Below are 25,869 nucleotides of genomic sequence, written 5' to 3' on the forward strand. Positions count from 1 at the left end.
AATCATTACAGCAACTCCAGCAAGATGCCGTCTTCCGCCTCGCTGCCGCCGGGGCCGTGATCGCGGATGATAGCGACGATCTCGTCGAATAGCGTCGGCCCTTCCCGGCGCCGCGCGCTGTCGATCCTGGCTTGGACGTCCGGACGGTTCGAGGGGTGGCAGGTGAGAACGAGACGTTCCAGTTGTCGCTCTGTCTCGGCGTAGCCCAGTGCGGATCGAGACGACTCGGAGCGGAGCCATCGCAGAACCCATCCGTTCTCTGGTGTCCCGAAGCCACCTCGGAGCAGGTCGTTGAAGGCGTCGAGACTCCCGCGCCAGGTGTGCTGACTCAGCAGCCGCGAGAACTCGCGGGCGAAGCCGTCGAAGTCGGAAAAGCAGGCTCCGTCGACAATGAGCACAGGAAGGCCATCGCAGCGGTCGGTCATGATCCCAGCATCGCAGAAACACTGACGTCCGCTCATGCCAGCATTGAGCCGATGTCGCAGGACCTTCGGTCCGGCAAGACCTCGCGTGCGTCAGATGTGCAAGGCCCCACGCGGCGTCCCGTACCGTCGGCCGCAAGCGGTCAGCGCGAGGACACCGTGACCCAGAACCGAAGTCCGCTCGTCCAGCTCCGAAGGATCGACGGAGAGCCGTCCGGCGATATCCGCGGCATGACAAACATCGGGAATCGCGAAGTCTCGTTTGACCTGCTCGTAGCGCTCCTCTAACACCGCTGTGTCGGAGACGTCGATCCCGTCGACCCACCCCTCCGGGAAACCCCCGTCCTCATGAGGCAACTGGTAGCCGTCTTCGGCAGCGTGCCCGTTACCGACCTGGTCCTCCGGCTCGAAAACGTCGTAGCAGCGGATGATCCGGCCGTGTTCGGCAATACACCAGGCGGTCCACCCGTCACCGCAGCTCTCCCCGTACCAGTGAGCGGCGCCGAAAACACCGCTCAGCTCGGCGCAGCGGCGCCGGATGTACTGCCGTCGCCCGGACTCGGTCTCCGCTGAAGCCGAATGCGCCGATCCGGGCGGATCGCCGAACACCAGCGTCCAGCCGTCGAGAACCGGACTTACATACGTCCTGGAGCACCTGCCGTGTTCGTGCCCGAGGGTTCCGCCGTGATGATCGGAGTTCCACGCAGATTCGCCGAGGCGCATCGTCACCGGCATCGCGTCGGAAAGTCCGAACGCCTCCAGCACCGCCCCCTGGTCCTTCGTCGGCAGCGCGTACCAGCCGCCACAGAGATGCATCGACGCCGGCTTCTCGTCACGAAGCTTGACCGCGATCAGCCGCTCGACGAGCCGCTGATCGGCCGTGTCGAGCGCATCCCAGCCGCCCACCTCGGCCAACGCCGTCAACGCCTGCCGCCGCTGCGGCGCGGTCGACCGCCGCACCCGGCGCAGCAACGGAATCACGCCGGGACCGATCCCCGCGAACGCCCACACGGCCCGCTGGCAGACGTCTTCGTCGGCGTCTGTCAGCAGCGGCACCAACGCGGGCGCCAGCGGCAACGCCGCGCTGCCCGCGTTCTGAAGCACAAACGCGGCCGTGTCCCGGATCGACGAATCCGGATGCGCCAAGACCTCCGCGTACCTCGTCAGGTCAGAGACCTCGATTCCGCCGAATGTCCAGCGTGCGCGCCGGCGCACCTCCTCCGTCCCCGTCGAGAGAATGACGTCGAGCACCGGATCGAACGCCGGATCGCCGATCCGGCGAAGGACGCTCGCCGGGTCACCCCAGTACACCGGTGAAGCCTCGTTACACAAGACGGCGAGCACCGGTCCGACGGCGGCCGCGCCCGCCGCCACCAGCGCGGCTCCAGCCGCTTGCCGAGCCTCCATCTCCGGTGCAGCAAGCTGTTCGATCAACTCAGGGATGCCCACACCGACACGATAGCCAGGACAGCAGGCCAGATCGGATGGCCTGCTCACACAAAAAGGAGTGCTAGCGCGAAGCAGCCTCCGCAAGCCCCGCCGAAGGCTGAACATCCGGTAATGCCGCATAGCGTGCGTTGTGCTGGCTACGCACTCATACCGATGGGAGAGCGCAGGCCTCCTGCGAGCAACCGCGCGGTCTGGCCAGGGACTGCGAGCCCGTTGTCTATAGCTTGCTCGCCACCACCAGGTAGTTCTCGGCCTCCGGGTTGAACGTGCTCATTTCCCTCCGAAGTCCGACCCGGTGCAGCTCGACTTCGAGTTCGTCGTATCGGTAGGGCCAGCACGACAGCAGTTCCGAGCGGACAAGAACCGACCCAGCCGCATCAACTTGCGCGACCGCGATCTCGATGCGGTGCTCCTCCTCCCAACGCGGCGCGATCTCCCAGCGATAGACCACGACGGCGTCGCGACCGTTCCGGCGGACGAGTCGGTCGCTGATGTCCAGCCGGGAACCTTTGGCTCTCACGAGTTCCCACGTGCGGGAGGTGAGCACCAAGTGCCCGCCCCGGCGCAGAAGCCGTGACATCGACTCCAGAGCAGCAACCCTGCCTCTCGCGCCGACGGCGTGGTGCAGCGAGTTGCCGACGCAGAACACCATGTCGAAGGTGGCGTCCTCGAAATGGTCGGGCAACTCTTCCCAGTCCGCCCGCACGGCCCGGACGGTTGCCCCGAGCTCCTCAGCCAACTCCGCAGTCCGACGGACCATCGCGTCGCTGGCGTCAGTTGCGACAACCTGGATGCCGCGATGGGCGAGGCCAACCGCCAACTGTCCGGTCCCGCACGAACAATCGAGGACGTGGGCGTTCGACGGCAGGAGACTGAGGACATCATCGAACGACGCAGCGAACTCGGCCGGAGCCAGCTTCGCATCGGAGATGAGCCACTCGTACACCTCGGCAAGCGCGTCATAGCCCGTCACAACTACTACCTCCGTCACGCGGTGGCACATCAGTACATCAGCGGAGCAAGTCGGTTCACCAATGGTTTTCGCAGGGACAACCCGGCCGCTCATGCCGCGGACGGTGCGGTGTGCCTAGCGCGGCTTTCACGTTCATCCGGCCAACGGGCAGTGACCGCGCTGGCCCTGCCGCCGCTCGCGCTTCTCGGAAGACCGTACGGAGCGAAGCGCGGAATGTCGTACCCACGTCCTACGGTAGGACGATGGACTGGAAGATCGAACTCATCCCCGTCCCGGTGACCGACGTCGACCGGGCCAAGGCGTTTTACGAGAAGGTCGGCTTCAACGCCGACCACGACCACAAAGTGCATGAAGGCCTGCGGTTCGTCCAGCTGACACCGCCCGGCTCGGCCTGCTCCATCGTGATCGGCGAAGGCATCACCGAGAAGACACCCGGCACGCAGGAGATCCAGATCGTGGTCGCCGACGCCGAGGCGGCCCGCAAGCAGTTGCTCGACGCCGGTGTCGACGCGAGCGAGGTGGACGTGCAGCCGTGGGGCAGCTTCGTCTACTTCCGCGATCCTGACGGCAACAGCTGGTCGCTCCAGGCTCTCGAGTCACGCCCCAACGGCTGATTGACGGGCGTCATATCTCGGCTTTGCCCTGCCAGCCCTGGCTGTGCACTCACCCGCCGGAAGGAAATCCACCCGTGACCACTTATCTGCTCGTACCGGGCGCCTGCCACGGCGGCTGGTGGTACGACCCCGTAGTCCCCGCTCTCAAGGAGGCCGGGCACACCGTCATCGCGCTCACTCCTTTAGGCCTGGATCCGGACGCGAACCCGCCGCAACAGGTGATCACCCTGGACGACCACGTGCACCAGGCCATCCAGGCGCTGCGGGCAGTTCCTTTGGAAGCGGACGGCAAGCGCGACGCGGTCCTCGTCGGCCACAGCTACGGCGGAAGCATCATCAGCGGTGTCGCGGACGCCGAATGCGACCGGATCCGAGCGCTGGTCTACCTGGACGCTCTGCTCCCCGAAAACGGGGATTCCAGCTGGTCGATGACCAACGACGAGGAGCACGCCTGGTACGTCGACGGGTCGGCCCGTACCGGAGTTTTCGTTGACCCCTTGCCGTTTTTCGACAAGCGTGCGCGCCCGCACCCGCTGGCCACCCTGATGCAAGCCTCAAAACTCACGGGGGCGTGGCGTCGCGTACCCGTCAAACACTATGTCGAAGCAACAGGCTGGCCTGGCGAATCCCCGCTCGCGGCGATGACGGCGAAAGCACGCGCCGACGAACAGATCACTGTGCATGCCTGGGACACCACGCACAACTTCATGCACAAGGCTGCAGAGTTCGTCCTGAAGCTCATCATCGACCTCTGACCGGGGAGCCTTCGCGCAGGTGCCGCGACCCTCGGTGCGGCTTACGCCAGCGCGATCGCTGCCGGAAAGGACGCCGCACAAGCGGCCCACGAGGCCAGCCAGGTGCTCCGGGACGCCATCGCCCACCCGCAAAGCCCGCCCGCCGGCGGTTGCGGCGCGGCCGACGGCTACGGCGGCGCGGGCCCGGCCCCGGCCGGCTGCCTCCAAGGCGAGGGACCCGTCGCGGCCTGGTACACCACCTTGCTCTGCAGGCCTGGCATAATCACCAACCCGGAATGCAACACACCTCTCAACCTGGGATGCGAATACGTGCAGCAAATCCTCACCAGCAACCACGACCACCAGGACGAAGAGAAGTTCTGGTCGAAGTCGAGGATATGCAGCGCGGGCGCACTCGGCACCGCCACCGGATTCGTAGCCGCCGCTTTTCTGGTTCCGCCCGCCGGGTAGTCTTGTTTGGCGTGGGACCGGGCGTCGGCCTTGCTTCACTTTTCGTATGTTGACCGCGAGAAAGGTGCGGAGACGATGACCGGCCGGACTAAGCTGCCCCGCCTGTTCGACTGGCTGGGCTCACGTGACCTTGTCAGCTGGAAAGAAGGCGTCAGCTACTTCCTGATCATCGTCATGATCTCCGTCACCTTCTTCTTCCTCAAGGCGGACATCTATCCGCCCGTGTTCGGCGTAGTGCTGCTGGTCGTCCTGATTTCTCTGGGGATTTCACTCTCTTTTACTGGAACAGAAAAGCTCGACAGCAGAAAGAAGAGAACAAGAAGTAGCCGCAGCACGCGGCCGAATGACGCGACCCGGACACCGCACCGCGGCGTTGCCAGACGTCGACTCTTGCGCGACCTTCGCGGCGGCCACACACAACCTCGTCAGCGCTGGCGACGACTGCCTGCGCCAGATCGCGATCAACCGCCGGCAACGACTAGCCATCTCGCCATGGCGCTGACTTCCACCACTGGTGTGGCTGCAGGCGATAGTTGTCGCTTCCAGAAGTTAGCTGTCACCGCGGGTTCTGACTTGAAGCAGTCCGGTTTGTCGGCGGTTGCGCGCGGGGATCCGGCGGGCAGTTGGCAAGGTCTCTGCGGCATGCGGTCGAAGGCACCGTCCATCGGAAGGGAACCAGCGCGGGGGAGCACGCCTTTGACCCGTTCGATCACTCCGAGGCTGGCGAGGGCGGTCTCGAGCTGTTCGGCGACGGCTTCGTGCTGGTGGACGGCGCGTTCCTTGCCGTAGCCGAATAAGTTGAGTTCCTCGGCGGCCCGGGTGACCGAGGCAGGCGGTGCCTTCAGGGCGATGCGCTGAGGCTCCCTGTGGTGCTATGCGGGCGTGACGCTGTCCAGTGCCGTGGCAGCAGCGGGCGATTGAGGGGTTCCGCTCGCAGTACGCCCTCCTTTCGCAGGCAGCGTGTGTTCTGGATCGGTTGCGCTCCCTCGGCCCCTGCGTCGCGCGGGGGTCGGGGGAGCGGACTGACGCTCGGGTGAATGCCCTATTACTCAGAGCGCGAATTCCTGCGAGACCGTTCCGTTGCAGGTCCACTCGTCGATATCAGTGTTGTCGTCCGACTTGCCGCCGCGGACGTCGACGCACTTGTTCCAGAATGTCTTGATAAGGGAGTAGCCGTTGCCCAGGGGCACGATGGTGAATTCCTGGGAGACTGTTCCGTTGCAGGTCCACTCGTCGATTCGGGTGCCGTCATCGGTTTTGCCGCCGCGGACGTCGACGCACTTGCCCCAGTACGTTTTGATGAGCGAGTAGCCGTTGCCCAAGGGTACGATGGTGAATTCTTGCGAGACTGTTCCGTTGCAGGTCCACTCGTCGATTCGGGTGCCATCGTCGGTTTTGCCGCCGCGGACGTCGACACACTTGTTCCAGAACGTCAGAATCTGCGGCGCAGCCGCTTGGGCGGACTGCGTGCTGGTGATGACCCCGGCTAACGTGAGCAGGGCGACGACGGCCGCCGTGATGGAGCGACGGCGACGTGAATAAACAGATGAGCGCATGTCTTGCTACCTCACACCGTATGGTCGTGGACTGGGTTGGCATTCCTTTGTCAGAGGTGCTTTCCGGCGTAGTTCGCTCGGCCGCCTGCACGGGCACATCAGCAGGAAACTGTGTCCGTCCGGGTGAACTCCTGGTGGTACGGCGGGCCTTTGACGCCCTTCGGCCAGACGATCCAGAGTTCGAGTTCGGCGTACCATTCGCCGTTCAAGCAGGGGCCGAAGGCATGGACGCCGACGTTCTGGGTGCTGGTCCGGCGGTCGTGGGCTCCCGGGAAGTGGTTCCAGAACAGCGTGACTTGCAGGGTAAGGGACGGCACCGGGCTGGTGCACCACACGGAACCCGTTGCCTGGATGCTGGACGTCGCTTGGATGAGCGGGTCCAGGTGGGTGAAGCAGTCGACGGCATCTGCCGGGCTCGCCTGCGTTCCGTCCGGCGCGGAGGCGAGGCGGAGGACCCCCGGGGCCGCGTCCGGGAGGACGCCGTGGCGGTCGGAGCCTTCGCCGCCGCGGAACCGAGCTGCCGCGCTCGCCGCCCCGGGAACGAGTGCGACGGTGCAGAGCATGGTCAGGAGCGCCGCCAAGGCAATGGCGGCACGCGGTCTTCGAGGTCGAATCATGGATCTACGTCTCCCTCGCAACGGGTTGAGCCGATTCCGCAGCGCATCGTACTGACCAGGGGTTTAGGAATCGCTTGGCAATTCATCGGTGAGCTGGTCAGCCGGTTTTCGCGTCCTATGCGGTGACGCTCCCAGCGGTTCTCCGAGATGTTCTGTGATCTTCGTTTTTGTGTGTCGCTTCATTGGAATGGCGCAAGATCGGTCGCGATCATGCGTATTTTCTTCGTCTTCCGTGCCGCGCCGCCTTCGGCTCCGGCGAACTTCCGCGGGAAAAGCCGTGCGATCCGGATGCGGCACCGCTCGAACCGGGCTGGACGCTGCCAGGCCTCGGCCAGGTGAGCGAAGTATGTACTGGGTCTGTCGCGAGCCGGGTTTGGGAACTGGGCCTGGCGGCTCGCCGGTTCCGGAGTCGCCGTCGCCGCGGAGGGGGAACGCCTGTTCGCCCAGGCGATGGAGCCGTACGCTCGCGCGGCCGGTTTGAGAGATGTCTGGCCGGTCGCGGTTCTCCCGCGCACGGCTTTGGGATCGTTCCCTGGCTGCTGGCCGATGTTGGTGCGATGATCCGCATGGGGCATTTCGGTCGGCGGCCCGGACGGTATTGAGGGGAATGGCGAAGTGCTCGTGCAGATTTGGGGCAAATGGATGGTTTTAGTCGAATTTTTGGCTAATGGCGGGCCGCACGTTCCCAGCGACGGTTGAAGGTCTTGGGGAGCCGCGGCGATAATGGCGCTACAGGAAAGGTTTCTCGTCGCCAGGGGGAGCGATGGGCGCGGACTTCCGCCTGCTCGGCGCGATCGAGATGTTCGTCGACGGTTCCTTCGTCGAGATCGGACATCACCGCCAGCGGTGCGTGCTGGCGGTGATGCTTGTCGAGGCTAACCGTCCGGTGCCGGTCGCTCATGTTGTGGACCGGGTGTGGGGCGGCGGGCAGCTTCCGGCCCATCCCGCCAGCGCGGTGGGAACGTACGTGTCGCTGCTTCGCCGGGTTCTGGAGCCCGCGCGGCAGGGAGGCATCGCCCGGCGGTCCGCGGGCTATGTGCTCGAAGTGGACGAGGAAAACGTAGACCTGCACAGGTTTTGCGGGCTCATCGAGAGGGCCGGTGCCATCGCCGACGGCGGGGACGGCGCGCTGCTCGAACAGGCGCTCGGCTTGTGGCGCGGCGAGCCGTTCGCAGGGGCCGACACGCCGTGGTTCAACACGATCCGTACGACGCTCGCCCGCAAGCGCCAGGAGGCCCGGCTCGACCTGACCGACATCCGCCTGCGCCAAGGCCGCCACGCCGCTGTGCTCACCGGCATTCGCGACCAGGTCGACGAGCAGCCCCTGGACGAACGGCTGGCCGGGCAGTCCATGCTCGCCCACTACCGCTGCGGCCGCACCGCCGACGCCTTGGACTGCTACCAGCGCCTGCGACACCGGTTGGGCGAGGAGCTGGGCGCCGATCCCGGTCCCGAGCTGCGCGCCCTGCACCGCCGGATCCTCACGGCGGATCCGGCGCTGGCCGCGCCGCCGCATCCGGTGCGTATCTCCCCGGTGCCCCGACCCCGTCAACTGCCGTTGATGCCCTGGCCGTTCGCCGGCCGCGCCGACGAGTTGGCCCGGCTCACCGCGATGCACGACAACGCTTCCCGGCGTGGACACGGGTCTGTCCTGGCGATCACCGGCACCGGCGGAATCGGCAAGACCTGGCTCGCGCTGCGGTGGGCCTACCGGCATCTCGATCGGTTTCCCGACGGGCAGCTGTACGTGAACCTGCGCGGATTCGACCCGACCGGAAAACCCGTGGCCCCGGCCGCGGCGATCCGCGGTTTCCTGGACGCGCTCGGCGGCGATTCGCTCACCGTTCCGGCGGATTTCGATGCGCAGGCCGGGCTGTTCCGAAGCATGGTCGCGGGCAAACGGATGCTGGTCATGCTGGACAACGCCGCCGACAGCGATCAGGTCCGGTCGCTGCTGCCGGGTGATTCCCGGTGCACCGTGCTGGTCACGAGCCGCGGCCAGCTCTCGACGCTGGCGGCGACGCACGGCGGGCTGGTGCTGGATCTTGATCCGTTGAACGCCGCCGAGGCCCGGGAACTGCTGGTCCGCCACCTGAGCGCGGAGAAACTGGCTGCCGAGCCCCGCGCGGCGACCGAGATCCTCGAGCTGTGCGCCGGGCTGCCGTTGGCGATCGGCATCGTCGCCGCGCGTGCCGCGCAGCACCGGGACTTTCCTCTCGCCGCACTGGCCGCCGAACTTCGCGACCCCGCCAGCCGCTTGGATCTGCTGGACGGGGGCGACCTCACGCTGAACCTCCGCGCCGTGCTCTCCTGGTCCTGCCGCGGCCTTTCGCGGGACGCGACCTCGGCGGCCGGACTGGTCGGGTCGGCTCCGGGACCGGACCTCAGCCTGCCAGCGGCAGCGGCACTGACCGGCCTGCCCACCGCGAGGGCGCGGATCGTTTTGCGCGAATTGGAAGACGCGCACCTTGTGCAGCAGCACGCTCCGCACCGCTTCTGCATGCACGACCTGGTGCGGCTGTTCGCCGCCCAGCACATGAGGCAAACCGATCCGGACGGCCGCGCTGCGGAGCCGGTGCGCCGACTGGTCGACTTCTACCTGCACACCGCGTTCGCGGCCAATCGACGGCTGGATCCGCACTATCCGCCGATCCGGCTCGGCGCTGTGGCTGCCGGTTGTCAACCGCTGTGCCCGGACGACGAGTCCGCCGCGCTGGCGTGGTTCGCGGCGGAACATTCCAATCTGCTTGCCGCCCAACGGCTGGCCGTGGACCGGGGCTGGCGCGCCGAGGTCTGGCAACTGGCCTGGACGCTAGGCACCTATCACCGAAGAAGTGGTCTGCTGTCGGACAACCTCACGGTCTGGTCCGCGGCACTGGACGCCGCGCACCGCGCGGGAGACCGCGCCGCGCACACCTTGACGCATCGTCTTCTCGGCTACGCCTACGCGCGGGCCGGTCATGCCGATGACGCGCAGAAGCACCTGCGCCGAGCACTGTCGCTAGCCGAGGCCGCCGATGACCGCCTTGGCCAGGCGCACGCCTACCATCTGATGGCCGGTGCGTGGGAGCAGCAGGCGAACGACCGGCAGGCGCTGCGCTGCGCCCGGCACGCCCTGCCGTTGTTCCGGGCCCTTGACCTGCCCGTGTGGGAAGGCTGGACCCTCGGCCAGATCGGCTGGCATCAGGCCCGGCTCGGCGATCACGACGAGGGGCGCGCGCACTGTGCGGCCGCCCTCACACTGGCCCGGCGCCACGACGACCCGGAAGGAGAGGCCGTCGTCCTGGACAGCCTCGGCTACATCTGCGTGCGGGCCGCCGACTACGCGCAGGCCACGCACTACTACGAACAGGCGCTCACGGCGTTCAACGGCCTCGGCAACGCCTCCGAGGAGGCGGACACGCTGGTTAACCTGGGCGCCGCGCACTACGCCCAGGGCCAGCGCGAGCAGGCTCGTTCCCGGTGGGAGGCGGCGTTGGAGCACTACCGGACGCAGCGCCGCCCCGGGGACGCGGAGCGGGTCAGCCTCCTGCTCGACCGCCTCGCCCAGGATTGAGCCGTCGTGCGGGTCCACCCGGAAGTCCAGACGCTCTCGAACCCAGTTGCTTGAGCGAGGTGAACAAGGAGGATCGCCGGGCAGACCACCGCGCTTCCGGTCAGTCTGTGACAAGGCCCGTCAAAGGTTTACCAACGGTCGGCCGAGCAGGCTGGGCACGTCTCATACGCAGTCGAAGGAGGGGGCATGTCGAGATCGGGATCTCGCACTGCGATATTCGCTTCAGCCGCCGCAGTTCTTCTGAGCATGTGCGTGGCGCAATCCGCTTCGGCCGCCGACAGCGTCGCACCGCCGCCGGCCGACGTCCCGGCAATGACGGCCGCGGAAACCGTGGTTCTGAGCGCCACACCCGATAACGCCAGAGGATTCAGTGCGCAGAACGTCATCAATTGCCCCATCCGGGCAAACTATCCGCACCGGTCGCAACACATACCAGGATTCGTCGCCGGCGAATCCACGACAAGCTGCCCGGTTCCCGTTCCGTCGGTCGCCACCCAGGCTGAACTATACCGGTGGCTTCCCAACTTCGGCTGGGCTCTCGCCGGGATCGGGCAATACAAGTACGGACCCGGCACATACGTCACGTCGGCAGCCAACGACATATGCCAGGGCGGAAGTGCGTACTATTACACGTTGGGACACCATTCCGTGGTCTTTCCCAAAGGCTATACGCCCCAGTCAGCCAGCGGCACTACAAAGAGCCCCGTCATCAGAGTTAACTGTTGACGGAAAGAAGCGACGTCCGCGGCGCGGGTCCTTAAGCGCGAATCGGCTTCATGAGGCTGCCGCGGGCGGGACCGGGCGCAGTACCGAACTGGCGCCACAGGCATGGAGCAGCGTCCGCTTCGAGCACAAGCCCGCCGACGTCACCTGGACGAACGAGGCCCGAACCGGTCACGAAGCTCCCCGGAATCCGACTGCGCGAGCAAGCCGGGGCTCCTGGCTCGACGGACAGAGCACCTATCCCATGGGCGGCGTATGGACGAGCACGAACGACTCATTCTCGGGGCGACGCGGGCGCGGACTGTCCCGGACCTTGCCGAAGTGCTCGCGCAGGTGCGGCGCATCCATCGAGGGCCCGGCGGGCGACGTCCGGCCACTTACCGCGAACTGTCGGCGTCGACCGGCCTGCCGCATACGACGATCGGCACGTACCTGTCCGGAAAAGTCCTGGCTCCGGCCGACCGTTTCGACTTGATCGTTTCGGCGTTGGGGGTGCCTGCGGAGTTGTGCCGCGCGTTGGCGACGGCGCGCGACCGCGTGGAGGATCTGCGCCGGGGTCTCGGCCGCAGCCTCTCGGAACCGAGCGCGCACGAGAACTCTGAACCGCTGCTCGACGCGACAGCAGAGCGATCCCTCCGGATCGCCGAAGCGGTGTCGGCGGGAACGGCGGGCGACGCACTGGACTCGCTGCGCGCCGGGATCGGCCGCCTCGCGGCGGCGTACGGACGACAATCCTCGTCGGCGATCACGCGGCAACTCGTCGACTTCCACAACGCCGCACTCGACTTGACGGCCGCACGGTTGAGCAAAAAACAGGCCAAACGGCTGTACCTGTACGCGGGACTGTCCGGGTACCTGCTGGCTTCGGCCGGTCATGACCAGGCGAACTGGCCCCTGTCGGCGCGCTACGCACAAGCTGCCCGGCTGTTTGTCGGCAAGGCTGACGACGGTGGCTCCGCACACGCGCTCATCTGCAACATCCAGTCGCTGTCAGGCCTGCTCCAGGGACGGGACGCGGCCGCACTGCGGTTCGCGCTGGAAGGAATGGACGTGACACGGCCGTCACGGGGAACGATGCCCGGACTGCTCGCGTTGCGGGCGGCGCGTGCGCTCGCAACGCGAGGCAGGACAGCAGAAGCGTTTCGCGCTGTCGCTCACGCGGAGCGCGGACGGAACAAGCTGATCCCCGACGAACTCGACACTCTGTTGGGATACGACCACGACAATACCGAATCCGCTTACTTCAGCTACGCCGCCGAAGTCTTCGCTGCCTTTCCGCCGGAGCGCACAGTCCTGACGCTGCTTGAAGAGCACGCCCGCCACGCTGCCCAAGGCTACCGGGACCCGCATCGCGCGGGATGGACTTTCGACCGTGCTGCGTTGGCGCATCTCCTGCTGGCCAAGGTTCATGCGCACCGTGACGACCTGGACGCCGTCGAACGCCTGACGAAGCCGGTGCTGCTGTTGCCGCCGCACCAACGCATTGCCGACCTGTGTCATGCGACAGCCAGCTTGCGCGCAGCGCTCCGCGCCCGACCCGCCTGCCGGCAACGCGACGAATTGCTGGGAAGATTGGCCGGTTTCTGAGACAACGGCTCATCCCCGTCCGGCATCGCACCTGCCCAACCGGCGGCCCCGACCAGCCCTGGTGTCGCAGACTTCCCGTACCGGATGTGTACAAGGTTGTACAAGACGGGGCTGTCAGCGCCCGCACTCTCGATAGCGTCTGACGCGGCGGCTGTTCCACGAGCCGAGAGAATTGCTCCCAGAAAGGATGATTTCATGCGAAATACTGTGCTGCTCTGCATTACCGCTGCGACAGCTGTGCTTCTGCCGACAGCGTCGGACGCAACGGCATCGGCCGAGACTCCGAATGCGGCGCCCGCCTCTCCTCTTGGCCGATATCTCTACGAATCGCACATTACCTCGGAGCAGTGCACGAGTGATGGCATTTCGATGGTCGCGAGCGGCCAGTCGTCAGCATATGACTGCGACAGCAGCGATGCGGGAGCCAACGACGGCCTGTGGGCGCTCTGGCTCTTCGACGCGAGTGTCCGCGAGTGACCTTCAAGAGCGAACTGCGGCAAAAAATAGAGAAACTCGATAATAAGGAGACGGCGTGAAGACGGAAACTGCCTCGCTTGTCAGGACGGTGTCGAAGATTCTGGTCGCGGCCATGGCGTCGCTTTCGATGTGGGCGCTGAGCGACGCGAGCGCCAGCGCATCGACAGCTCCGCAGGCCCCGGGATTTTCACCGGTTGAGCACGAGGCTGTTGCGGCACAGCCTGGGCTGAGCACGGCGGAAAGACGGGTCGCGAGCCCTTACGCTCGGTATGACTGCAAGTACTGGCAGGGTCCTCAGGACCTGTTCGTCAACTGCAAAATCACCGCGGGTGTGGTTCAAATTACTATTTACTGCTCTGACGGAAAATCCTACAACAGTCCCTACTACGGAATCGGCGACTACATGATTCACGGCTCGTGCAAGCCGAACCGCTTGGCCGGTTGGAAGTTCAACGACGTGGCATGAGCACGCATCTCGCGTACGCGCGGCCGTCAGGCCCCGCGACGTGTTCCAGGTAGCTTGCTCTTCGGGATCCGAAACGCTGCGCGAATAACAGAGGTTTCCCCTGTGATGGTCCAATCTGGACTGCCGCAGGGGAAACTCCGGGCGAGATCGCCGACGCGTCAACACCTCCGGAAGCGTCGCGTTTGGTTGCCAACTTTGCCCGTGATCGCCGGAAATGAAGCGCTTCCCCAAAGGCTGGCGAAATCGCGCCCGACGGGACTGCGTGATTGTCCAGCGGCACTGTGCCAACGGCAGTCCATTGTCGTCGACGGAGCAGTTGGCCGCGACTGCGGTGCTCCCGACCGCCTTCCGTGCTACCGGATGTAGCGGCAGACGCTGGCGTCCGGGGCGATCGACGCCCACCGGAGCCCGACGGCACCTTCATCAGCCGAACATGTGCAACAGCCTGCTGGCGCTTGGTGCTTTGTACCAGCGACAACGGGAGTACGACCGTGCATTGGACCATCTGGGCAGGGCGCTCGAGACCGCCCGCGAGGTTGGCACCCCAGTCGGCCAGCGCGCCGCGCTCACCGGGCTCGGCGAGGTCCTGACGGTGCTCGGAGACACGTCGTCCGCGCTCGACCATCATCGGCGGGCGCTCGAATTCGCATGGAAGACCGGCGATCCCTACTGGCTCGCGAGGGCCTGGGAGTGGTGTTGCGCACCGAAGGACACGAGGCGCGGGGTGCGAGCCAACTTGAGGCCGCTCACGACTCCTGCGAGAAGATCGGCGTGCCCGATGCGAAAAGGGTTGAGGCGTACCTGCCCGGGACGCGTATGTCGGCTTCATAGCGAAGTTCGCTGCGTTGGCGGGCGCGGTCGGCGGAGCGGGAGGTTTCTTCTCATTCCGACCAGGTGGTCAGGCGTTGCTGGTAGACGTTTCGGGCGAGGTCGAACGCGGTGCCCGACAGCAGCAGGCGCAGCGGCGGGTTCTCGGCGTCGACCACGGCCAGGATCGCGTTGACGGTGGCGTCGGAGCCGGTCGCGCGGCAACGCGACCTCCCTCGAGACGTTCGGCCACCACCGCCCCCGGAGCGGGCTGCCGTTGAGGGGACGGTGGTGGCGTGATCCGTGGTCAGCCGCCGCAGGCGGGGACTGGGGCGACGTCCACGGCGGCGTTGATGATCTCGCCGGTGGTGTGGTTGACCGCGTGCGCGGTCATGTGCTGGTTGGTGCCGGGGTGGTTGGCGGTCGGGTGCTGCTCCCTGATCCCGGTGGCGGTCGAGGTGTCGTCGCCGGTGAAGAAGACCTGCCCGTTGTCGGCGAACGTGATCGACCAGACCTGGTTGGGAACGTTGGTGTGGATCTCGAACTCCTCGCCGACGACGAAGCTTCCGCCGGGCCCGTCGTCGTCGTGCTTGGACTTCAGCGTCCACGACGTTCCCATGTTCCCGACGCCGTCGGCCTCCGAGGTGGGACCGCACCGCCGGCTGGCCTCGGCGTTCCCGGTGACGACAAGGCTGAGCAAACCAGCGACGACCATGGTTGCCGCAATGTGCTTGTACCGCACGGAATCCTCCCTGTTCTCAGCAATTTATTGTCTGCACCTGTCGATACGCGACAGGGTTACAGGGACACCGGGCAAGCGTGCGGTGGTGCTCGTCGGCCGCCCCGCGGCGCGAGCCGTCGGCCAAGTCGGCAGGGCATAAGGAACGGACACCCGGTGTGGACTGGTCGCAGGGGGTTGGCGGTCACGATGCCGGTGGTGGGGATGGCGTTTCACTGAAGCATCCTGAGCGCGACAGCAGAGATCGTCGTTGCTTGGGCTCGTTCGACGATTCCCGCGCCGGAAGGCGTCTCACCGGATGGGGAAATCATGAGTCGGGGGAGGGCCGACTGGGTATGCGCTCAGTATGGGAGGACGAAGACCGCAGGAGCTGGAACCCGGCGAAACTGTCCTGTGGACCGGCCATTCCCCGTCCCGGAAGCGGCCCCGGTGGCTGTGGGTGTTGCTGCTCGGATACCTGATCGGACTCGCGGCGCTCGGGTCCGCCTGGAATTGGGGCGTCGCCATCCAGTCGGGCCTCACTACGTTGTTCTTCACAGTGGCCGATCGGTGGCGGATGAAGGCGACTCTCACGCGCGGCCGCTACACCGTGACCACCCGGCGGGTCCTGGTCGAGGCAACGTGGTGGGGACGTCCGATCTGTCGCGCCGAGCGCCTGTCGGACCTGGCGAAGGCCGCTGTCACCGATTACCGGGGCGGCCGGGCCGTCGAGTTCGGCGATCGGGAGAAAAGCAGCAACCCTGGCCACCGTTCCAACGGGATGCTGATCGCGCCGCTGGCGTTGTTCGTCGGCGATGAAGCGGACCGCCTGCTGGAGGTGGTCCGCACCGCGCAGCAGGGCTGAAGGACGCGTGGTTCCCCGGACCGCCCAAGGAAACATGTTCAACCCGTCCTGGCTTCGCCTTGCCCGCCAGCGACTGGTGCTGGCCCTCCGGAGAGGACCCCCGCACGCTCGGGGAAGACAGCACCAGGCACCAGTTCGCGGGGCTCTGCCCGGGACCACCCCCGCACCAGTCCCCGGTCGGGGTCGGAGAAGGGACCGTGTCCGGGCAGGGGCGGATCCGCGCCGCAAGCGCGACAATCACGGCGAGCGGTTTTCCTTTGATGCCATGGTGTCTGCGGCTGTCAAACGTGCTGGGAACGGACGCTGCCGTCCGGCCGAGGCCGCGATCCGTCGCTGCGCGGTCGCGGAGACAGCACACGGCAGACGACAACCGCGCAGCCGGACGTCAGGTCCGATGCCCGCCTGCCGCGGCGGTGACAACTGACGCGCCCGGTCACGTGTGTGCCTGCCGACAGCGACTGGCACACGCATTTCCCTTGTTGCCACCAGCGTTCGGCGGCAGACGCCGCATCGAACGGAACACGATCGGGTACGGCATTCGCGGCGGGCTTGATCATTCCCGCCGTGGCGACCGATACCTCGTTCGCCACTACCGGCAAGATCGAGAGGAGCCCCTGTGTCTCTGCCCGCTAAGGTCGCCGCCGCCGTGCTCGCCGTCGGCGTGCCCGTACTGCTCGCCACGCCCGCCGCGGCCGACAACGACTCGAACTTCGGCGTCGGCGTCAACGCGGCCAACAACTGGAACTTCACCGCCGCCGACGTCTGCATCCAAGAACTCGCCGTCGTGCCGGCGCTCGGCGCGTGGGTCGGCGAGCATCACAACAACTGCTCCAACGGCAACGTGATCGACCACTCCGGCAAATGACCGGCGACGCCCGCGACGGTTCGTCGTGGGCGTCACCGGCTGGCCGGGATTCTTGGGGCTGGGCCGATCCGGACTCGCGAGTCGGCCGAGCCTGGCGGGGCCGCCTTCTTGCTCAAGGGCGGGGAAGGCGGCGGACGCCGGGGTCGATTGTTCGGTGGGTCAGGTGCGGGTGGCTCGGTGTTCGGTGGTGGCGCTGACTGCGCCGTGGTCGGTCTGGACGTAGACGAAGCTGTCGCCGGAGGGGTCGAGGTAGAGGTCGAAGTGCAGGCTGCCGCCGATGACGAGGGTTCCGGTGCAGTCGGCGGCGACGGTGTAGACGCCGGTGAACGCGTTGTGCGAACTGGGCACTCCATTGGTATTGGTGCTGGAGATTCCCTGCACGTGACCGGCTCCGTCGAAGTGTTCCGAACCGGCGAACGCGAGCGGGACGGTGCCGGTGCCGGTGAGCGACCATCCGTCGCCGGCGAACAGGTAGGTGCCGCGCAGGGTGGCGGCAGCGCAGGCTGGTGAGGCGGGTTCCGGCGCGGAACTGGCGACGACCGCCCCGCCGGTGAGCACGGCGGCGCCGGTGAGCACGGCGGCGGTCAGGATCAGCGTTCTGCGGGCGAAGCTGGACATCGAATTGCTCCCTTGGGTGTGTTCGTCCCGGCCGGGACGGTTTCCCTGCCGGGTGCCGCGAAGCCGGTGGGTGAAACCCAGGTTGTCCGCTGTCGGCCTCGCGGCGGAAGCCGTGTGGGACAGCGGGTCAGTGGAAGCGGAAGTCGGCGGTGTGGGTGCTGCCGTCGGTGAGGGTGACGTTCAGGTGGCGGCAGGTGCGGTCCCAGTGGGGGCTGGCCGTCAGCCCGAGCAGGGCCAGCAGCCCGGCCGCGGCGAGCACAGCCAGACAGCGGGGTCCGCGACGAGGCGAGCGTCCCGCACCGGTTTCCGAGATTCCCCGGACTCGCATGAAATGCGTCATGGGAGCGGTTTCTCCTTCGGCGCCCGTGTGGCGGCCCATTTGCCAGAACCGCATCGGTCACGACCGGGCGCTCGCTTCCCAGCCACCTCGGTACATCGACGAACAGGCCGGCCGTGACTTGCCGACGCCCACGCTCCCGCAGTCCCGAGATCACCTGCAGGGGCCGGAATTACCGCAAACCGGTGACCAACAGCCCCTTGCCGCACACCCGCGCGCATCCGGCAAGCGCCGCACGCATCGCAACTCGTCGCCGACTGCCTGCCGAAAGCCCGCGACGACGTGCGGTTCCTCGGCGAAGACTCACGCACGCAGTCGTTGTCCCGTCCGGAGAAAACGTCGTGCAGAACTGGTTGAAAAATGGAGCGGGAATATTCAGTTGTGCGGCGCGGGGGACGAGCGTGTGCCGACCGGTTCCATGCCGGGCGCGGTCGGCGGCCGCGGAGAAACGCGATCGCATCTCAGCGCGAACACAGCCTGGGCGGTGCGGCGGCGGTGTTCGTCGTGCGGATCCCGGAACTGGTCGACGGCCTGTTCGAGGTCGGTCTGGTAGGCCGCGAGAGCGTCTAGGAGGTCGGCCGCGATTGTCGGGCGTGGCGGGTCCTTGCGCGAGGTGGTGGGCGGGTGCGGCGTCGCGGCGTGCGGTGCAGAGGGGTGCGGCGAGGTAGCCGCGGCGGATGGTCCGGACCCAGAGCAGCAGCGACGCGAGGTGTCTTGTGTGTGGCCCCCGTCGGTCGCGGTGCGCACGATCTTCGGACTCCGGGCAGGAACTCGTTGACCAGGAGGGTATTTTTCGGTTCCGCGGCAGCGGGTCCGGCGAGGAAGCTCCTGCAGACCAGCGGGGCCGCGTCCGCCGGGGGAATCCGAGCGGGCGCGAAGTGGCTGCGGCTTAGGTGTGGGCAGCGTCGAGCGTATTCTTTGACTCCGCGGACAGTGCGCGGGATCGGGGTGCCATGGTTGCCGAACTCCAGCAGTCACCGGACTTTCCTCCGTGCGGCGACGTGCCGATGCCGCCTCGACGGCGGCGGCAGATTCTGTTGTCCGCGATATCCACGGTGCTCGATGTCGGTGCGAATACCGGGCAGTACGCGCGATGGCTTCGCCGCGAAGTGGGGTACGCCGGGCGCATCGTCTCGTTCGAGCCGGTCCGGGAAGTCTTCGAAGAGCTGGCCCGCAACTCGGCCGGGGACGACGCCTGGGAATGCCGCCGCACCGCGCTGGGCGAGGGTTCCGGGCAGCTGGAGCTCACCGTGACGCGGGAGTCGGAGTTCTCTTCGGCGCTCGAGCCTTCGCCGCACGTGGTCGCCCACTGGCCCGGGGCGGCGGCGCGCACCACCGAGCTGGTCCCGGTGACCAGCCTCGACGCGGTCTGGGCTGGCCTTGGCTGCTCGGGGAGCGTTTTCCTCAAGGTCGACGTCGAAGGGTACGAACTCGCCGTGCTGCGCGGTGCGCGGTCGGTGTTGCCCGAGGTGTCGTTGGTGGAGCTGGAGATTTCGATCGCGCCGAACTTCCGCGGCGGGCCGCGTCTCGGGGAGGTGCTGCACGCGCTCGACGGGTTCGGGTTCGACCTCGTCGCCGTGGAGCAGAACCACGGGGACCTCGAGGACGGGCGGATGCTGATGGTCGACGGCGTCTTCCGCAACCGCCGAACGCCGTGAGCGCGCGTCGAAGTCATTCCCGGGGGCGGTCGAGGTTGCGCTGGTCGCGCCACCGCACCCAGTCCCGGATCTTGTCCAGTTCGGTGATGCGCCGCCCGTTGACGCCCACGGCGATCAGCGTCGTTCCGGTCGCCGCGATCCGGTCGCCGTACCCGTGGACGGGGCCGGGCGACTCGTCGGTGATGGCCGCGCGTTCGATCGACGCCGGTTCACGCCCTTCCCGGGCGCACCAGGCGTCCAGCACCGCGTGCTTGCGCGCGAGTTCCTCGGGAGTTCCCTCGCCGTGCCAAATGTCGGCGTGCCGGGCCGCGGTGCGCAAGGTCCGGTGCTCGCCCGTTCCGCCGATCATGACCGGAATCCGCCGGGCCGGCGGCGGGTTCAGCCGGGCGAGGCGGGCTCGAATCCGGGGGAGGGCCTGGTCGAGGACGGTCGCCCGCTCCCCGGCGGTGCGGAACTCGTACCCGTATTCCGCGAAGTCCCGCTCGGCCCATCCCGAGCCCAGGCCGAGCACGAACCGTCCTCCGCTGATGTGGTCGAGCGTGCGGCTCATGTCCGCGACCAGGTCCGGGTTGCGGTATGCCGCACAGCTCACCAGCGGCCCGATCTCCACGGCGCTGGTCTGTTCGGCCCACGCGGCCAGCATGGTCCAGCACTCGAAATTGCGGCCGTCCGGGTCCCCGTTCAGCGGGAAGAAATGGTCCCACGTCGTGATCATGTCCACGCCGAGGTTTTCCAGGATTCCGACCGCGGTCCTGATTTCCCGGTAGCCGACGTGCTCCGGCTCCAGGTGCGCGCCGATCCTGATCCGTCTCGCCGGCCGCGAGTCCGGCTCCGAGGAGGGCATCCGCCCAGGGTAAGGGGCCGCGGTTCGGCCGCGTCAAGCCTCGATCGCCCGCACCCCGTGTGAGACAATCGGGAAATGCCGGGCGAGAGCACGTCGCAGCCGAAAACTGTTGCCGCGCAAGGTCTTCTCGCTGACCGGGTCGCGTTTGTCACCGGTGCGGGACGCGGGCAGGGACGAAGCCACGCCGTCGCGCTCGCCCGCGAGGGAGCGAGCGTCATCGCCGTCGACCTGGCCCGCCCGATCGAGTCGGTGCCGTATTCCTTGTCCACGAAAGCGGATCTCGACGAAACAGCGCGCCTGGTCCGAGAACTAGGGCGCGAAATCGTTGCCGAGCAAGCCGATGTGCGCGATCGGGCGGATCTCGAGACCGCCTTCCGTCGAGGGATTGAACAGTTCGGCGGCTGCGACATCGTAGTCGCCAACGCGGGCATCGCGCCGGTCGCTCTCGACGGCGGCCACCCCGACGTCTTCCGGGATGTCCTGGACGTCAACGTTACCGGCGTGTGGCACACCGTCGAGGCGGCGCGCGAGTGCCTGCTCGAGAGCCGGCACGGCGCGGTGGTCGTGACCGGCTCGACCTTCTCCTTGTCCGGCGTCGGCGGCGACTCCCCGGGAGCCATCGCGTACACGGCGAGCAAGCACGCGGTACTGGGGCTGATGCGGTCCTACGCCAACAGCCTTGGCCCCCAAGGGATTCGGGTCAACGCCGTGCTGCCGGGCGGGGTCGACACGGTGATGGTCGCCAATCCCAGCACCGAGGAGTACTACGACCGCACGGGAATCGGCACGCGGCTCGGCGGCCCGTTGCCGCTCGGGCTGGCGGATCCCGGCGATGTCTCGCATGCCGTCGTGTGGCTGGCATCCGACCTCGCCCGGTACGTCACCGGGGCGGCTCTTCCCGTCGACGGGGGGTTCCTCGTCGGCTGACACCGTTTCGGAGGAGGGCACGCCCACGTGAGCACGTCATCGATCCCCGACATCGACATCACCCCCTTGCTGGCCCGGACCGGCGACTCCGCCGAACGAGCGGCGGGCGAGCGGATGCGGGCGGCTGTCACCGAGGTCGGGCCCTTCACCATCAGCGGCGCGATGCCCGGCGCGAGCCTGTTGCGGGCGGTCGACCGGGCCACCCGCGCCTTTTTCGCCCAGCCCTTCGCCGCCCGGATGGCGGTGCACATCGACCGCTCGAAGTACCACCGGGGCTTCGCTCCGCTGGGGGAGGAGCACGGCGGAACCGATTACAACGAGGTGTTCGAACTCGCCCGGGAACTGCCGGCCGGATGCGGGCGAGACCCGATGGCAGGCCCGAACCAGTGGCCCGGGCTGGACGGTTTCCGCGAGCCGGTCGAGCAGTACTTCGCGCACATGCTGACGGTGGCCCGCGCGGTCTTCCGCGGCCTCGCCATCGCCATGGGCGAGGAGCCCGATTACTTCGACCCGTATCTGAAACAGCCGAGCACAGCCATGCGCCTGCTGCACTACCCGCCCGACGACGACCGCGACGAAAATGTCTCCGCCTGCCACGAGCACACCGACTACGAATGCTTCACCATCCTGCGGGCGAGTTCGCCCGGCCTGGAGCAGTTCACGGCCGGCGGCGAGTGGATCGCCACGCCCCCGGCCCCCGGCCGCCTGGCCGTGACGCTCGGCCAGCTCATGGAGATCTGGACCAACGGCGAATTCCCCGCGACCACGCACCGGGTCCGCCAGACCGCGGGGGACCGCTGCTCCTGGCCGGTGTTCTGCACCGTCGACTACTGGACCGCCGTCGCCCCGCGCCCGCAGTTCGTCAGCGCCGGCCGCCCCGCGCGCGGCTCCGTCGTCGCGGGCCAGCACCTGTGGTCCCAGACCGCCGAAGCGTTCTCCTACCTTGACGACCGCGTGCGGGCGGGGCACGTGTCCTTCACCGAGCGATGACCGTCGCCGGACAGCCTTGGCCGGACTCGTTCCGGACAGTTCCCCGGCTCGGGCACGGAGCGGACCGGAGCCGGAACGCCGTGGCGGAGGCAGAGAACCTCGAAGCCCTCCGGGCGTGGGAAAACACCCACCGCGGCGCGTTCGACCTGGTGCTCGCCGATCCGCCGTTCAACGCGGGCAACTACTTCTGGAGCGGACCGGACGGCACCGGCCTCGTCGAGGCGGACGACCCGGACCGGCACGAGAAGTGGATCCGCTTCCTCCGGCCCAGGATCGAAGCGGCGCGGGCCCTGCTCCGCCCCGGCGGCGTCCTGGCGGTGTGCGTCGACCACCGCGAACTCTTCCGGCTGGGCCTGCTCCTGGACACGATGCTGGGCGAGGGCAACCGGCTGGCCCTGATCAGCTGGGAACATCCCTACACGCCGAGCGAGGGCGCGGAACCCGTCTGCCTCGCGGTCGAGCACGTCCTGGCCTACGTCCACGACCCGGCGCGCGAGACCGGCGGCGCGCCGCCGCCCGACGAGGCCAAGGACCCGCGCTACGCCCGCGTCGACGGCGATCCGCGCTTCTGGCGGCCCGCGCCGCTGCGGGTGCGAGGCCCGCTGGACGGCAGCCGGGTCGCGATCCAGTCGCCCTTCACCGGCCGGACCCACCGCCCGCTTCCCGGCTCGTGGGCGACGAACACCCAGGCGTTGCAAGAAGAACTCGGAGGCTGGGGCTGCCCGTTCCTCCTCGCGCGGGACGCGGACGGTCCCATAGCGCGACCTGCGGCCGACGCCGGGACCGCGCGTTCCGCGGCCGAGGGCGTGCTGGCTCGCGGGAGCTGGCCGCGCGTCCACTTCGGACAGTCCGGTCAGGATCCGCCGCAGCTCAAGGTCTACCTCGAGGAACTCAAGCGCGGGCTGACGGGCCGCCCGACCGGCCGGGCGGACGGCGAACCGCCCGCGGCCCTCGGCGCGGTGCACTGGAGCGCGGACGAGATCCCCGGCCCGACCGGAGCCGCCGAACTCGGTGCCATTCTCGGTCCCGGGCACGGTTTCGCCGCCCGCACCGTCAAGCCGACGCACTTGTTCGAGCGGCTGATCGCCCTGTGGTGCCCGACCGACGGCAGCGTCCTCGACCCGTTCGCGGGATCGGGCACCACAGGGCACGCCGTGCTCCGGCTCAACCGCCGCACGGGCGCGCAACGGACCTTCCTCCTGATCGAGCAGGGCTTCGGCGGCCCGGCGGAATCCGTGGCACGTCGCCTGACCGCCGCGCGCCTGCGGCGGGTCCTGGACGGCGCGTGGGACAACGGATCTGCTCCGCCGTTGGACGGCGGTTTCGCTTTTCTGACCGCGGAAACCGCGACCGGTGGCCGAAACCTGACGTCGCGCGGCTAGGGCCCCGCGGCGTCGACCTGACGTCGCAGTACCTGCGCCGCTTCGCGGAATTCGCGCGCTCCCGGGTCGCCCGGATACCGGGTGCGGAACTCTCGCGCCAGTTCTTCGGCCACCATCGCCAGCGACGGCAAGGACCGGCGTTCGGAGGCCAAGGCACGCAGCCCGATCTCGGCCGCGACTTCCGGCTCCCCGTCCCGCAGGTATGCCGTCGCCACCGCGATCCGCGCTTCGGCATTGCGCAGCGGCGTCCGCTCGGTCCCGTCCGCGAGCGTGCCCAGCCGGATCAGCTGCTCGGCGTGGATCCGGGCCAGCGCGGTCCTGCCCAGCACGCGCTCGCAATCCATCAGCTGGAACTCGAACCGGCCGGGGTCGACGGAGAACTGGTGGTCGGGATCGACCGCCTCGGACAACGACTCGAGGACTTCGCGAGCGGCTTTCAGGCACTCGTCGGCCCGCTCCGGGTCGCCGAGCCGGGCCCAGGTGCGCGCCGCGAGCCCGGAGGCTTGGGAGAAGACCGGAGTCGAGGAACCGGCTTTCTGGGCCGCGGACGCCTCCGCGAGGGCATCGTCGTGGCGGCCCTGGGTCAACGCGAACCACGCGCCCATCTCGTGCCCCCACGCGGTCATCCGCCGGTCGCCCGACCGGGCGGCGATCTCCAGGCCCGCGCGGCGCAGTTCCCGGGCACGGCGGACGTGTCCCTGGTCGTACTCGACGGACGACCGCAGCAGCGTGAGCCAGCCGTCCAGCGCACGCAGAGCAGCGCTGACGTGGCGCGGCAGGCTCGGGAGGTCGGCCGCGCGGAGCACCACCGTCCACCACCGGGCTTCGCCCGAAAGCTCGGCCGGCGACCTCGTCGGGTAGTCGCCGCAGAGGTGGTCGACCACGACGGTCAACCCTTCCAGCGCCTCTCCGGCCCGGCCCGCCCGCACCAGCGACGCCACCCGCCGCCGCTCGGAAGGCGACAACCCGGTGCGAGGCGGTGCCGCACGGGCGAAGAGACCTGTCGTGACAGTGCCGAAGAGGCGAGCCAGTGCAGGCCGGACTCCCGCCGGGGGACGTCTGCCGTTTTCCCAGGCGCGCCAGGCGTCCTCGTTCAGTCCGCGGCCGGTGCCCTTCGGGAGCAGCCTGCCCAGCTCCGCGACAGCGGCGCGTTCGTCCCAGCCGCGGGCGCAGCGCTCCGCACGCAGCCGGACGATCCACAAGCCTGTCGAAGCGCTCACCGCGGCGCGGCGTCGCCGAGCCGTGCGCGCAGCTCGGACACAGAACGGGTCAGCCGTGCCCGGATGTCGTGCCCGTGAATGCTTTCGTAGCTCTCGGCGGCCACCGTCAGGGTCGCTTCGGACGCGACGGCGGCGTGACGCGCGACGGCCGCCGCTGTGTCCCGCACGACGTCCTCGACGAACTGGGCGCGAAGATGGACCCGCTTGACCATCTCGTACTCGTCGGGCCGCTTGAGCATCTCGCTCGTCAACGTCGTCCCGTCGCCGACGACATCCATCAGGTCGGCGTACATCGGGACCGGAACCGCGCACCTGCCGTCCGGGGCAGCGGGAACGCTCACTGTCACCGTGACCCGCCCTTTCTGGCTGTGCGTCGCCACCGGAACCTCGGCCCTGGCCGCGGAACGAGCCGCGGCGACTTCCTCGGGAGAGCCGTTGTCGCGACCGAAGTGCGCGAGCAGATCGTCGAGAGCGTAGGCCTGCATGCACGGGCACGCCGTCATGGTCGTCGCCGACAGGCTGACCTCGACGCGTCCGGCTTCCGGGGCCAGCCGCGCGGCCGCGCCCAGCACGACCCGGTCGCGCGACGGCAGCCCGGTCACGCGGGTCTGGTTGGCGAGGATCCATTCGCCGCGCAAGCTGGCCCAGCTGTCCGGCATCCGCTGGGTCCCCGAAACCTGCCGGGCGACGAGCGAGGCCGCGTTCGCGAGCGTTCCGGATCCGCGGGAGGCGTCTCCCATCGCGGTTTCCATCCTGGACATGTGAATGCCGCGCTGCCGCTCGGTCAGCGTGCAGCCGACCACCACGTCGCACAGGACGACGGCGCTGCCGAAGAGGGGATCGGTCACCGTGAACGGCGCTCTCTGGTTGAAAATCGAGACTTCGTCCACCGCCAGCGGCATCTCGGGCGCTTGGGCGGGGACGTCGTGTTCCCAGTCGGCGGCGGGCACCTTGTTCTTCGCGGCCGGGACGGCAGTCACCGGAGACTCCTTC

25 protein-coding genes and 1 pseudogene are annotated in these 25,869 nt (G+C 68.0%); 15 read left to right on the forward strand and 11 right to left on the reverse strand.

All coding sequences use genetic code 11. The features are described from left to right. Positions 1 to 5 precede the first annotated feature (5 nt). From ABZX37_RS07475 to ABZX37_RS07485, 3 genes are all read right to left on the reverse strand, one after another. Positions 6 to 425 (reverse strand): barnase inhibitor, encoded by a 420-nt coding sequence (locus tag ABZX37_RS07475; RefSeq protein ID WP_354736958.1) that lies wholly within the window; start codon positions 423 to 425, stop codon positions 6 to 8. A 90-nt stretch (positions 426 to 515) separates the two neighbouring features. Next, the gene (locus tag ABZX37_RS07480) at positions 516 to 1,871 is read right to left on the reverse strand and encodes a HEAT repeat domain-containing protein (RefSeq protein ID WP_354736960.1); all 1,356 of its coding nucleotides are present in this window, start codon (positions 1,869 to 1,871) and stop codon (positions 516 to 518) included. A gap of 217 nt (positions 1,872 to 2,088) precedes the next feature. Beyond that, positions 2,089 to 2,862, reverse strand: coding sequence for a class I SAM-dependent methyltransferase (locus ABZX37_RS07485; RefSeq protein WP_354736962.1), 774 nt, complete (start codon positions 2,860 to 2,862; stop codon positions 2,089 to 2,091). A 224-nt stretch (positions 2,863 to 3,086) separates the two neighbouring features. Here ABZX37_RS07485 and ABZX37_RS07490 point away from each other — a divergent pair, with 224 nt between their 5' ends. The 4 genes from ABZX37_RS07490 to ABZX37_RS07505 all read left to right on the forward strand — a co-directional run bounded on the left by ABZX37_RS07490 (position 3,087) and on the right by ABZX37_RS07505 (position 5,452). Beyond that, positions 3,087 to 3,458, forward strand: coding sequence for a VOC family protein (locus ABZX37_RS07490; RefSeq protein WP_354736964.1), 372 nt, complete (start codon positions 3,087 to 3,089; stop codon positions 3,456 to 3,458). 74 nt (positions 3,459 to 3,532) lie between these two features. Further along, positions 3,533 to 4,213: an alpha/beta hydrolase gene (locus ABZX37_RS07495; RefSeq protein WP_354736966.1), complete on the forward strand. Its 681-nt coding sequence runs from the start codon at positions 3,533 to 3,535 to the stop codon at positions 4,211 to 4,213. Between the two features lie 102 nt (positions 4,214 to 4,315). Beyond that, positions 4,316 to 4,663, forward strand: coding sequence for a hypothetical protein (locus ABZX37_RS07500; protein ID WP_354736968.1), 348 nt, complete (start codon positions 4,316 to 4,318; stop codon positions 4,661 to 4,663). Positions 4,664 to 4,738: 75 nt separating this feature from the next. Next, positions 4,739 to 5,452 carry a hypothetical protein gene (locus ABZX37_RS07505; RefSeq protein WP_354736970.1) on the forward strand — a complete coding sequence of 238 codons (714 nt, stop codon included), beginning with the start codon at positions 4,739 to 4,741 and terminating at the stop codon, positions 5,450 to 5,452. A gap of 260 nt (positions 5,453 to 5,712) precedes the next feature. Here the strand turns inward: ABZX37_RS07505 and ABZX37_RS07510 are convergent, their stop codons facing one another. After that, the gene (locus ABZX37_RS07510) at positions 5,713 to 6,219 is read right to left on the reverse strand and encodes an RICIN domain-containing protein (RefSeq protein WP_354736972.1); all 507 of its coding nucleotides are present in this window, start codon (positions 6,217 to 6,219) and stop codon (positions 5,713 to 5,715) included. A gap of 98 nt (positions 6,220 to 6,317) precedes the next feature. Next, positions 6,318 to 6,836, reverse strand: coding sequence for a hypothetical protein (locus tag ABZX37_RS07515; RefSeq protein ID WP_354736974.1), 519 nt, complete (start codon positions 6,834 to 6,836; stop codon positions 6,318 to 6,320). 763 nt (positions 6,837 to 7,599) lie between these two features. On the opposite strand from ABZX37_RS07515, the gene ABZX37_RS07520 reads away from it, so the two are divergent. The 5 genes and pseudogenes from ABZX37_RS07520 to ABZX37_RS07540 form a co-directional block, all read left to right on the forward strand. Next, positions 7,600 to 10,392 carry a BTAD domain-containing putative transcriptional regulator gene (locus ABZX37_RS07520; RefSeq protein ID WP_354736976.1) on the forward strand — a complete coding sequence of 931 codons (2,793 nt, stop codon included), beginning with the start codon at positions 7,600 to 7,602 and terminating at the stop codon, positions 10,390 to 10,392. 978 nt (positions 10,393 to 11,370) lie between these two features. Beyond that, positions 11,371 to 12,702 (forward strand): hypothetical protein, encoded by a 1,332-nt coding sequence (locus tag ABZX37_RS07525; protein WP_354736978.1) that lies wholly within the window; start codon positions 11,371 to 11,373, stop codon positions 12,700 to 12,702. A 195-nt stretch (positions 12,703 to 12,897) separates the two neighbouring features. Continuing rightward, positions 12,898 to 13,179, forward strand: a complete 282-nt coding sequence (locus ABZX37_RS07530; RefSeq protein ID WP_354736980.1) for a hypothetical protein — start codon at positions 12,898 to 12,900, stop codon at positions 13,177 to 13,179. Between the two features lie 55 nt (positions 13,180 to 13,234). Beyond that, positions 13,235 to 13,645 carry a hypothetical protein gene (locus tag ABZX37_RS07535; protein ID WP_354736982.1) on the forward strand — a complete coding sequence of 137 codons (411 nt, stop codon included), beginning with the start codon at positions 13,235 to 13,237 and terminating at the stop codon, positions 13,643 to 13,645. Positions 13,646 to 14,078: 433 nt separating this feature from the next. Continuing rightward, positions 14,079 to 14,279: pseudogene (locus ABZX37_RS07540) on the forward strand (tetratricopeptide repeat protein); the annotation flags it as partial. 480 nt (positions 14,280 to 14,759) lie between these two features. Here ABZX37_RS07540 and ABZX37_RS07545 read toward each other — a convergent pair. Then, a complete protein-coding gene (locus tag ABZX37_RS07545; protein ID WP_354736984.1) occupies positions 14,760 to 15,194 on the reverse strand; it encodes a hypothetical protein in 435 nt (144 codons plus the stop codon). Positions 15,195 to 15,537: 343 nt separating this feature from the next. On the opposite strand from ABZX37_RS07545, the gene ABZX37_RS07550 reads away from it, so the two are divergent. Together ABZX37_RS07550 and ABZX37_RS07555 are read left to right on the forward strand one after the other, a co-directional pair. Further along, complete coding sequence (locus ABZX37_RS07550) at positions 15,538 to 16,035, forward strand: hypothetical protein (RefSeq protein WP_354736986.1); 498 nt, start codon at positions 15,538 to 15,540, stop codon at positions 16,033 to 16,035. 616 nt (positions 16,036 to 16,651) lie between these two features. Beyond that, positions 16,652 to 16,900, forward strand: a complete 249-nt coding sequence (locus tag ABZX37_RS07555) for a hypothetical protein (protein WP_354736988.1) — start codon at positions 16,652 to 16,654, stop codon at positions 16,898 to 16,900. A gap of 159 nt (positions 16,901 to 17,059) precedes the next feature. Here ABZX37_RS07555 and ABZX37_RS07560 read toward each other — a convergent pair whose 3' ends face one another. Then, on the reverse strand, positions 17,060 to 17,518 hold the full coding sequence (locus ABZX37_RS07560; protein WP_354736990.1) for a hypothetical protein: 459 nt from the start codon (positions 17,516 to 17,518) through the stop codon (positions 17,060 to 17,062). Positions 17,519 to 17,645: 127 nt separating this feature from the next. After that, complete coding sequence (locus ABZX37_RS07565) at positions 17,646 to 17,858, reverse strand: hypothetical protein (protein WP_354736992.1); 213 nt, start codon at positions 17,856 to 17,858, stop codon at positions 17,646 to 17,648. A gap of 950 nt (positions 17,859 to 18,808) precedes the next feature. On the opposite strand from ABZX37_RS07565, the gene ABZX37_RS07570 reads away from it, so the two are divergent. Beyond that, positions 18,809 to 19,513, forward strand: coding sequence for an FkbM family methyltransferase (locus ABZX37_RS07570; protein ID WP_354736994.1), 705 nt, complete (start codon positions 18,809 to 18,811; stop codon positions 19,511 to 19,513). 13 nt (positions 19,514 to 19,526) lie between these two features. Here ABZX37_RS07570 and ABZX37_RS07575 read toward each other — a convergent pair whose 3' ends face one another. Beyond that, the gene (locus ABZX37_RS07575) at positions 19,527 to 20,357 is read right to left on the reverse strand and encodes an LLM class F420-dependent oxidoreductase (RefSeq protein ID WP_354736996.1); all 831 of its coding nucleotides are present in this window, start codon (positions 20,355 to 20,357) and stop codon (positions 19,527 to 19,529) included. Positions 20,358 to 20,432: 75 nt separating this feature from the next. Between ABZX37_RS07575 and ABZX37_RS07580 the strand changes: the two genes are divergently transcribed. From ABZX37_RS07580 to ABZX37_RS07590, 3 genes are all read left to right on the forward strand, one after another. Further along, on the forward strand, positions 20,433 to 21,284 hold the full coding sequence (locus ABZX37_RS07580) for a mycofactocin-coupled SDR family oxidoreductase (RefSeq protein ID WP_354736998.1): 852 nt from the start codon (positions 20,433 to 20,435) through the stop codon (positions 21,282 to 21,284). 27 nt (positions 21,285 to 21,311) lie between these two features. After that, the gene (locus ABZX37_RS07585) at positions 21,312 to 22,274 is read left to right on the forward strand and encodes a 2OG-Fe(II) oxygenase family protein (protein WP_354737000.1); all 963 of its coding nucleotides are present in this window, start codon (positions 21,312 to 21,314) and stop codon (positions 22,272 to 22,274) included. An 80-nt stretch (positions 22,275 to 22,354) separates the two neighbouring features. Further along, positions 22,355 to 23,656 (forward strand): DNA methyltransferase, encoded by a 1,302-nt coding sequence (locus ABZX37_RS07590; RefSeq protein ID WP_354737002.1) that lies wholly within the window; start codon positions 22,355 to 22,357, stop codon positions 23,654 to 23,656. Here ABZX37_RS07590 and ABZX37_RS07595 read toward each other — a convergent pair. Then, complete coding sequence (locus ABZX37_RS07595) at positions 23,653 to 24,876, reverse strand: hypothetical protein (RefSeq protein ID WP_354737004.1); 1,224 nt, start codon at positions 24,874 to 24,876, stop codon at positions 23,653 to 23,655. The genes ABZX37_RS07590 and ABZX37_RS07595 overlap by 4 nt on opposite strands. Beyond that, positions 24,873 to 25,856: a GTP cyclohydrolase, FolE2/MptA family gene (locus ABZX37_RS07600; RefSeq protein ID WP_354737006.1), complete on the reverse strand. Its 984-nt coding sequence runs from the start codon at positions 25,854 to 25,856 to the stop codon at positions 24,873 to 24,875. The genes ABZX37_RS07595 and ABZX37_RS07600 overlap by 4 nt, the downstream gene beginning before the upstream one ends. Between the last annotated feature and the right edge of the window lie 13 nt (positions 25,857 to 25,869).

Origin of the sequence: Amycolatopsis sp. NPDC004079 (assembly GCF_040610415.1) — a bacterium.
Classification (GTDB): domain Bacteria; phylum Actinomycetota; class Actinomycetes; order Mycobacteriales; family Pseudonocardiaceae; genus Amycolatopsis; species Amycolatopsis halotolerans.

Coding starts and splice junctions, on each gene's coding strand:
- ABZX37_RS07515 (WP_354736974.1), bottom strand. CDS start 6,836: ATGATTCGACCTCGAAGACCGCGTGCCGCCATTGCCTTGGCGGCGCTC.
- ABZX37_RS07520 (WP_354736976.1), top strand. CDS start 7,600: ATGGGCGCGGACTTCCGCCTGCTCGGCGCGATCGAGATGTTCGTCGAC.
- ABZX37_RS07580 (WP_354736998.1), top strand. CDS start 20,433: ATGCCGGGCGAGAGCACGTCGCAGCCGAAAACTGTTGCCGCGCAAGGT.
- ABZX37_RS07510 (WP_354736972.1), bottom strand. CDS start 6,219: ATGCGCTCATCTGTTTATTCACGTCGCCGTCGCTCCATCACGGCGGCC.
- ABZX37_RS07490 (WP_354736964.1), top strand. CDS start 3,087: ATGGACTGGAAGATCGAACTCATCCCCGTCCCGGTGACCGACGTCGAC.
- ABZX37_RS07530 (WP_354736980.1), top strand. CDS start 12,898: ATGCGAAATACTGTGCTGCTCTGCATTACCGCTGCGACAGCTGTGCTT.
- ABZX37_RS07505 (WP_354736970.1), top strand. CDS start 4,739: ATGACCGGCCGGACTAAGCTGCCCCGCCTGTTCGACTGGCTGGGCTCA.
- ABZX37_RS07570 (WP_354736994.1), top strand. CDS start 18,809: ATGGTTGCCGAACTCCAGCAGTCACCGGACTTTCCTCCGTGCGGCGAC.
- ABZX37_RS07575 (WP_354736996.1), bottom strand. CDS start 20,357: ATGCCCTCCTCGGAGCCGGACTCGCGGCCGGCGAGACGGATCAGGATC.
- ABZX37_RS07550 (WP_354736986.1), top strand. CDS start 15,538: ATGGGAGGACGAAGACCGCAGGAGCTGGAACCCGGCGAAACTGTCCTG.
- ABZX37_RS07475 (WP_354736958.1), bottom strand. CDS start 425: ATGACCGACCGCTGCGATGGCCTTCCTGTGCTCATTGTCGACGGAGCC.
- ABZX37_RS07560 (WP_354736990.1), bottom strand. CDS start 17,518: ATGTCCAGCTTCGCCCGCAGAACGCTGATCCTGACCGCCGCCGTGCTC.
- ABZX37_RS07565 (WP_354736992.1), bottom strand. CDS start 17,858: ATGACGCATTTCATGCGAGTCCGGGGAATCTCGGAAACCGGTGCGGGA.
- ABZX37_RS07525 (WP_354736978.1), top strand. CDS start 11,371: ATGGACGAGCACGAACGACTCATTCTCGGGGCGACGCGGGCGCGGACT.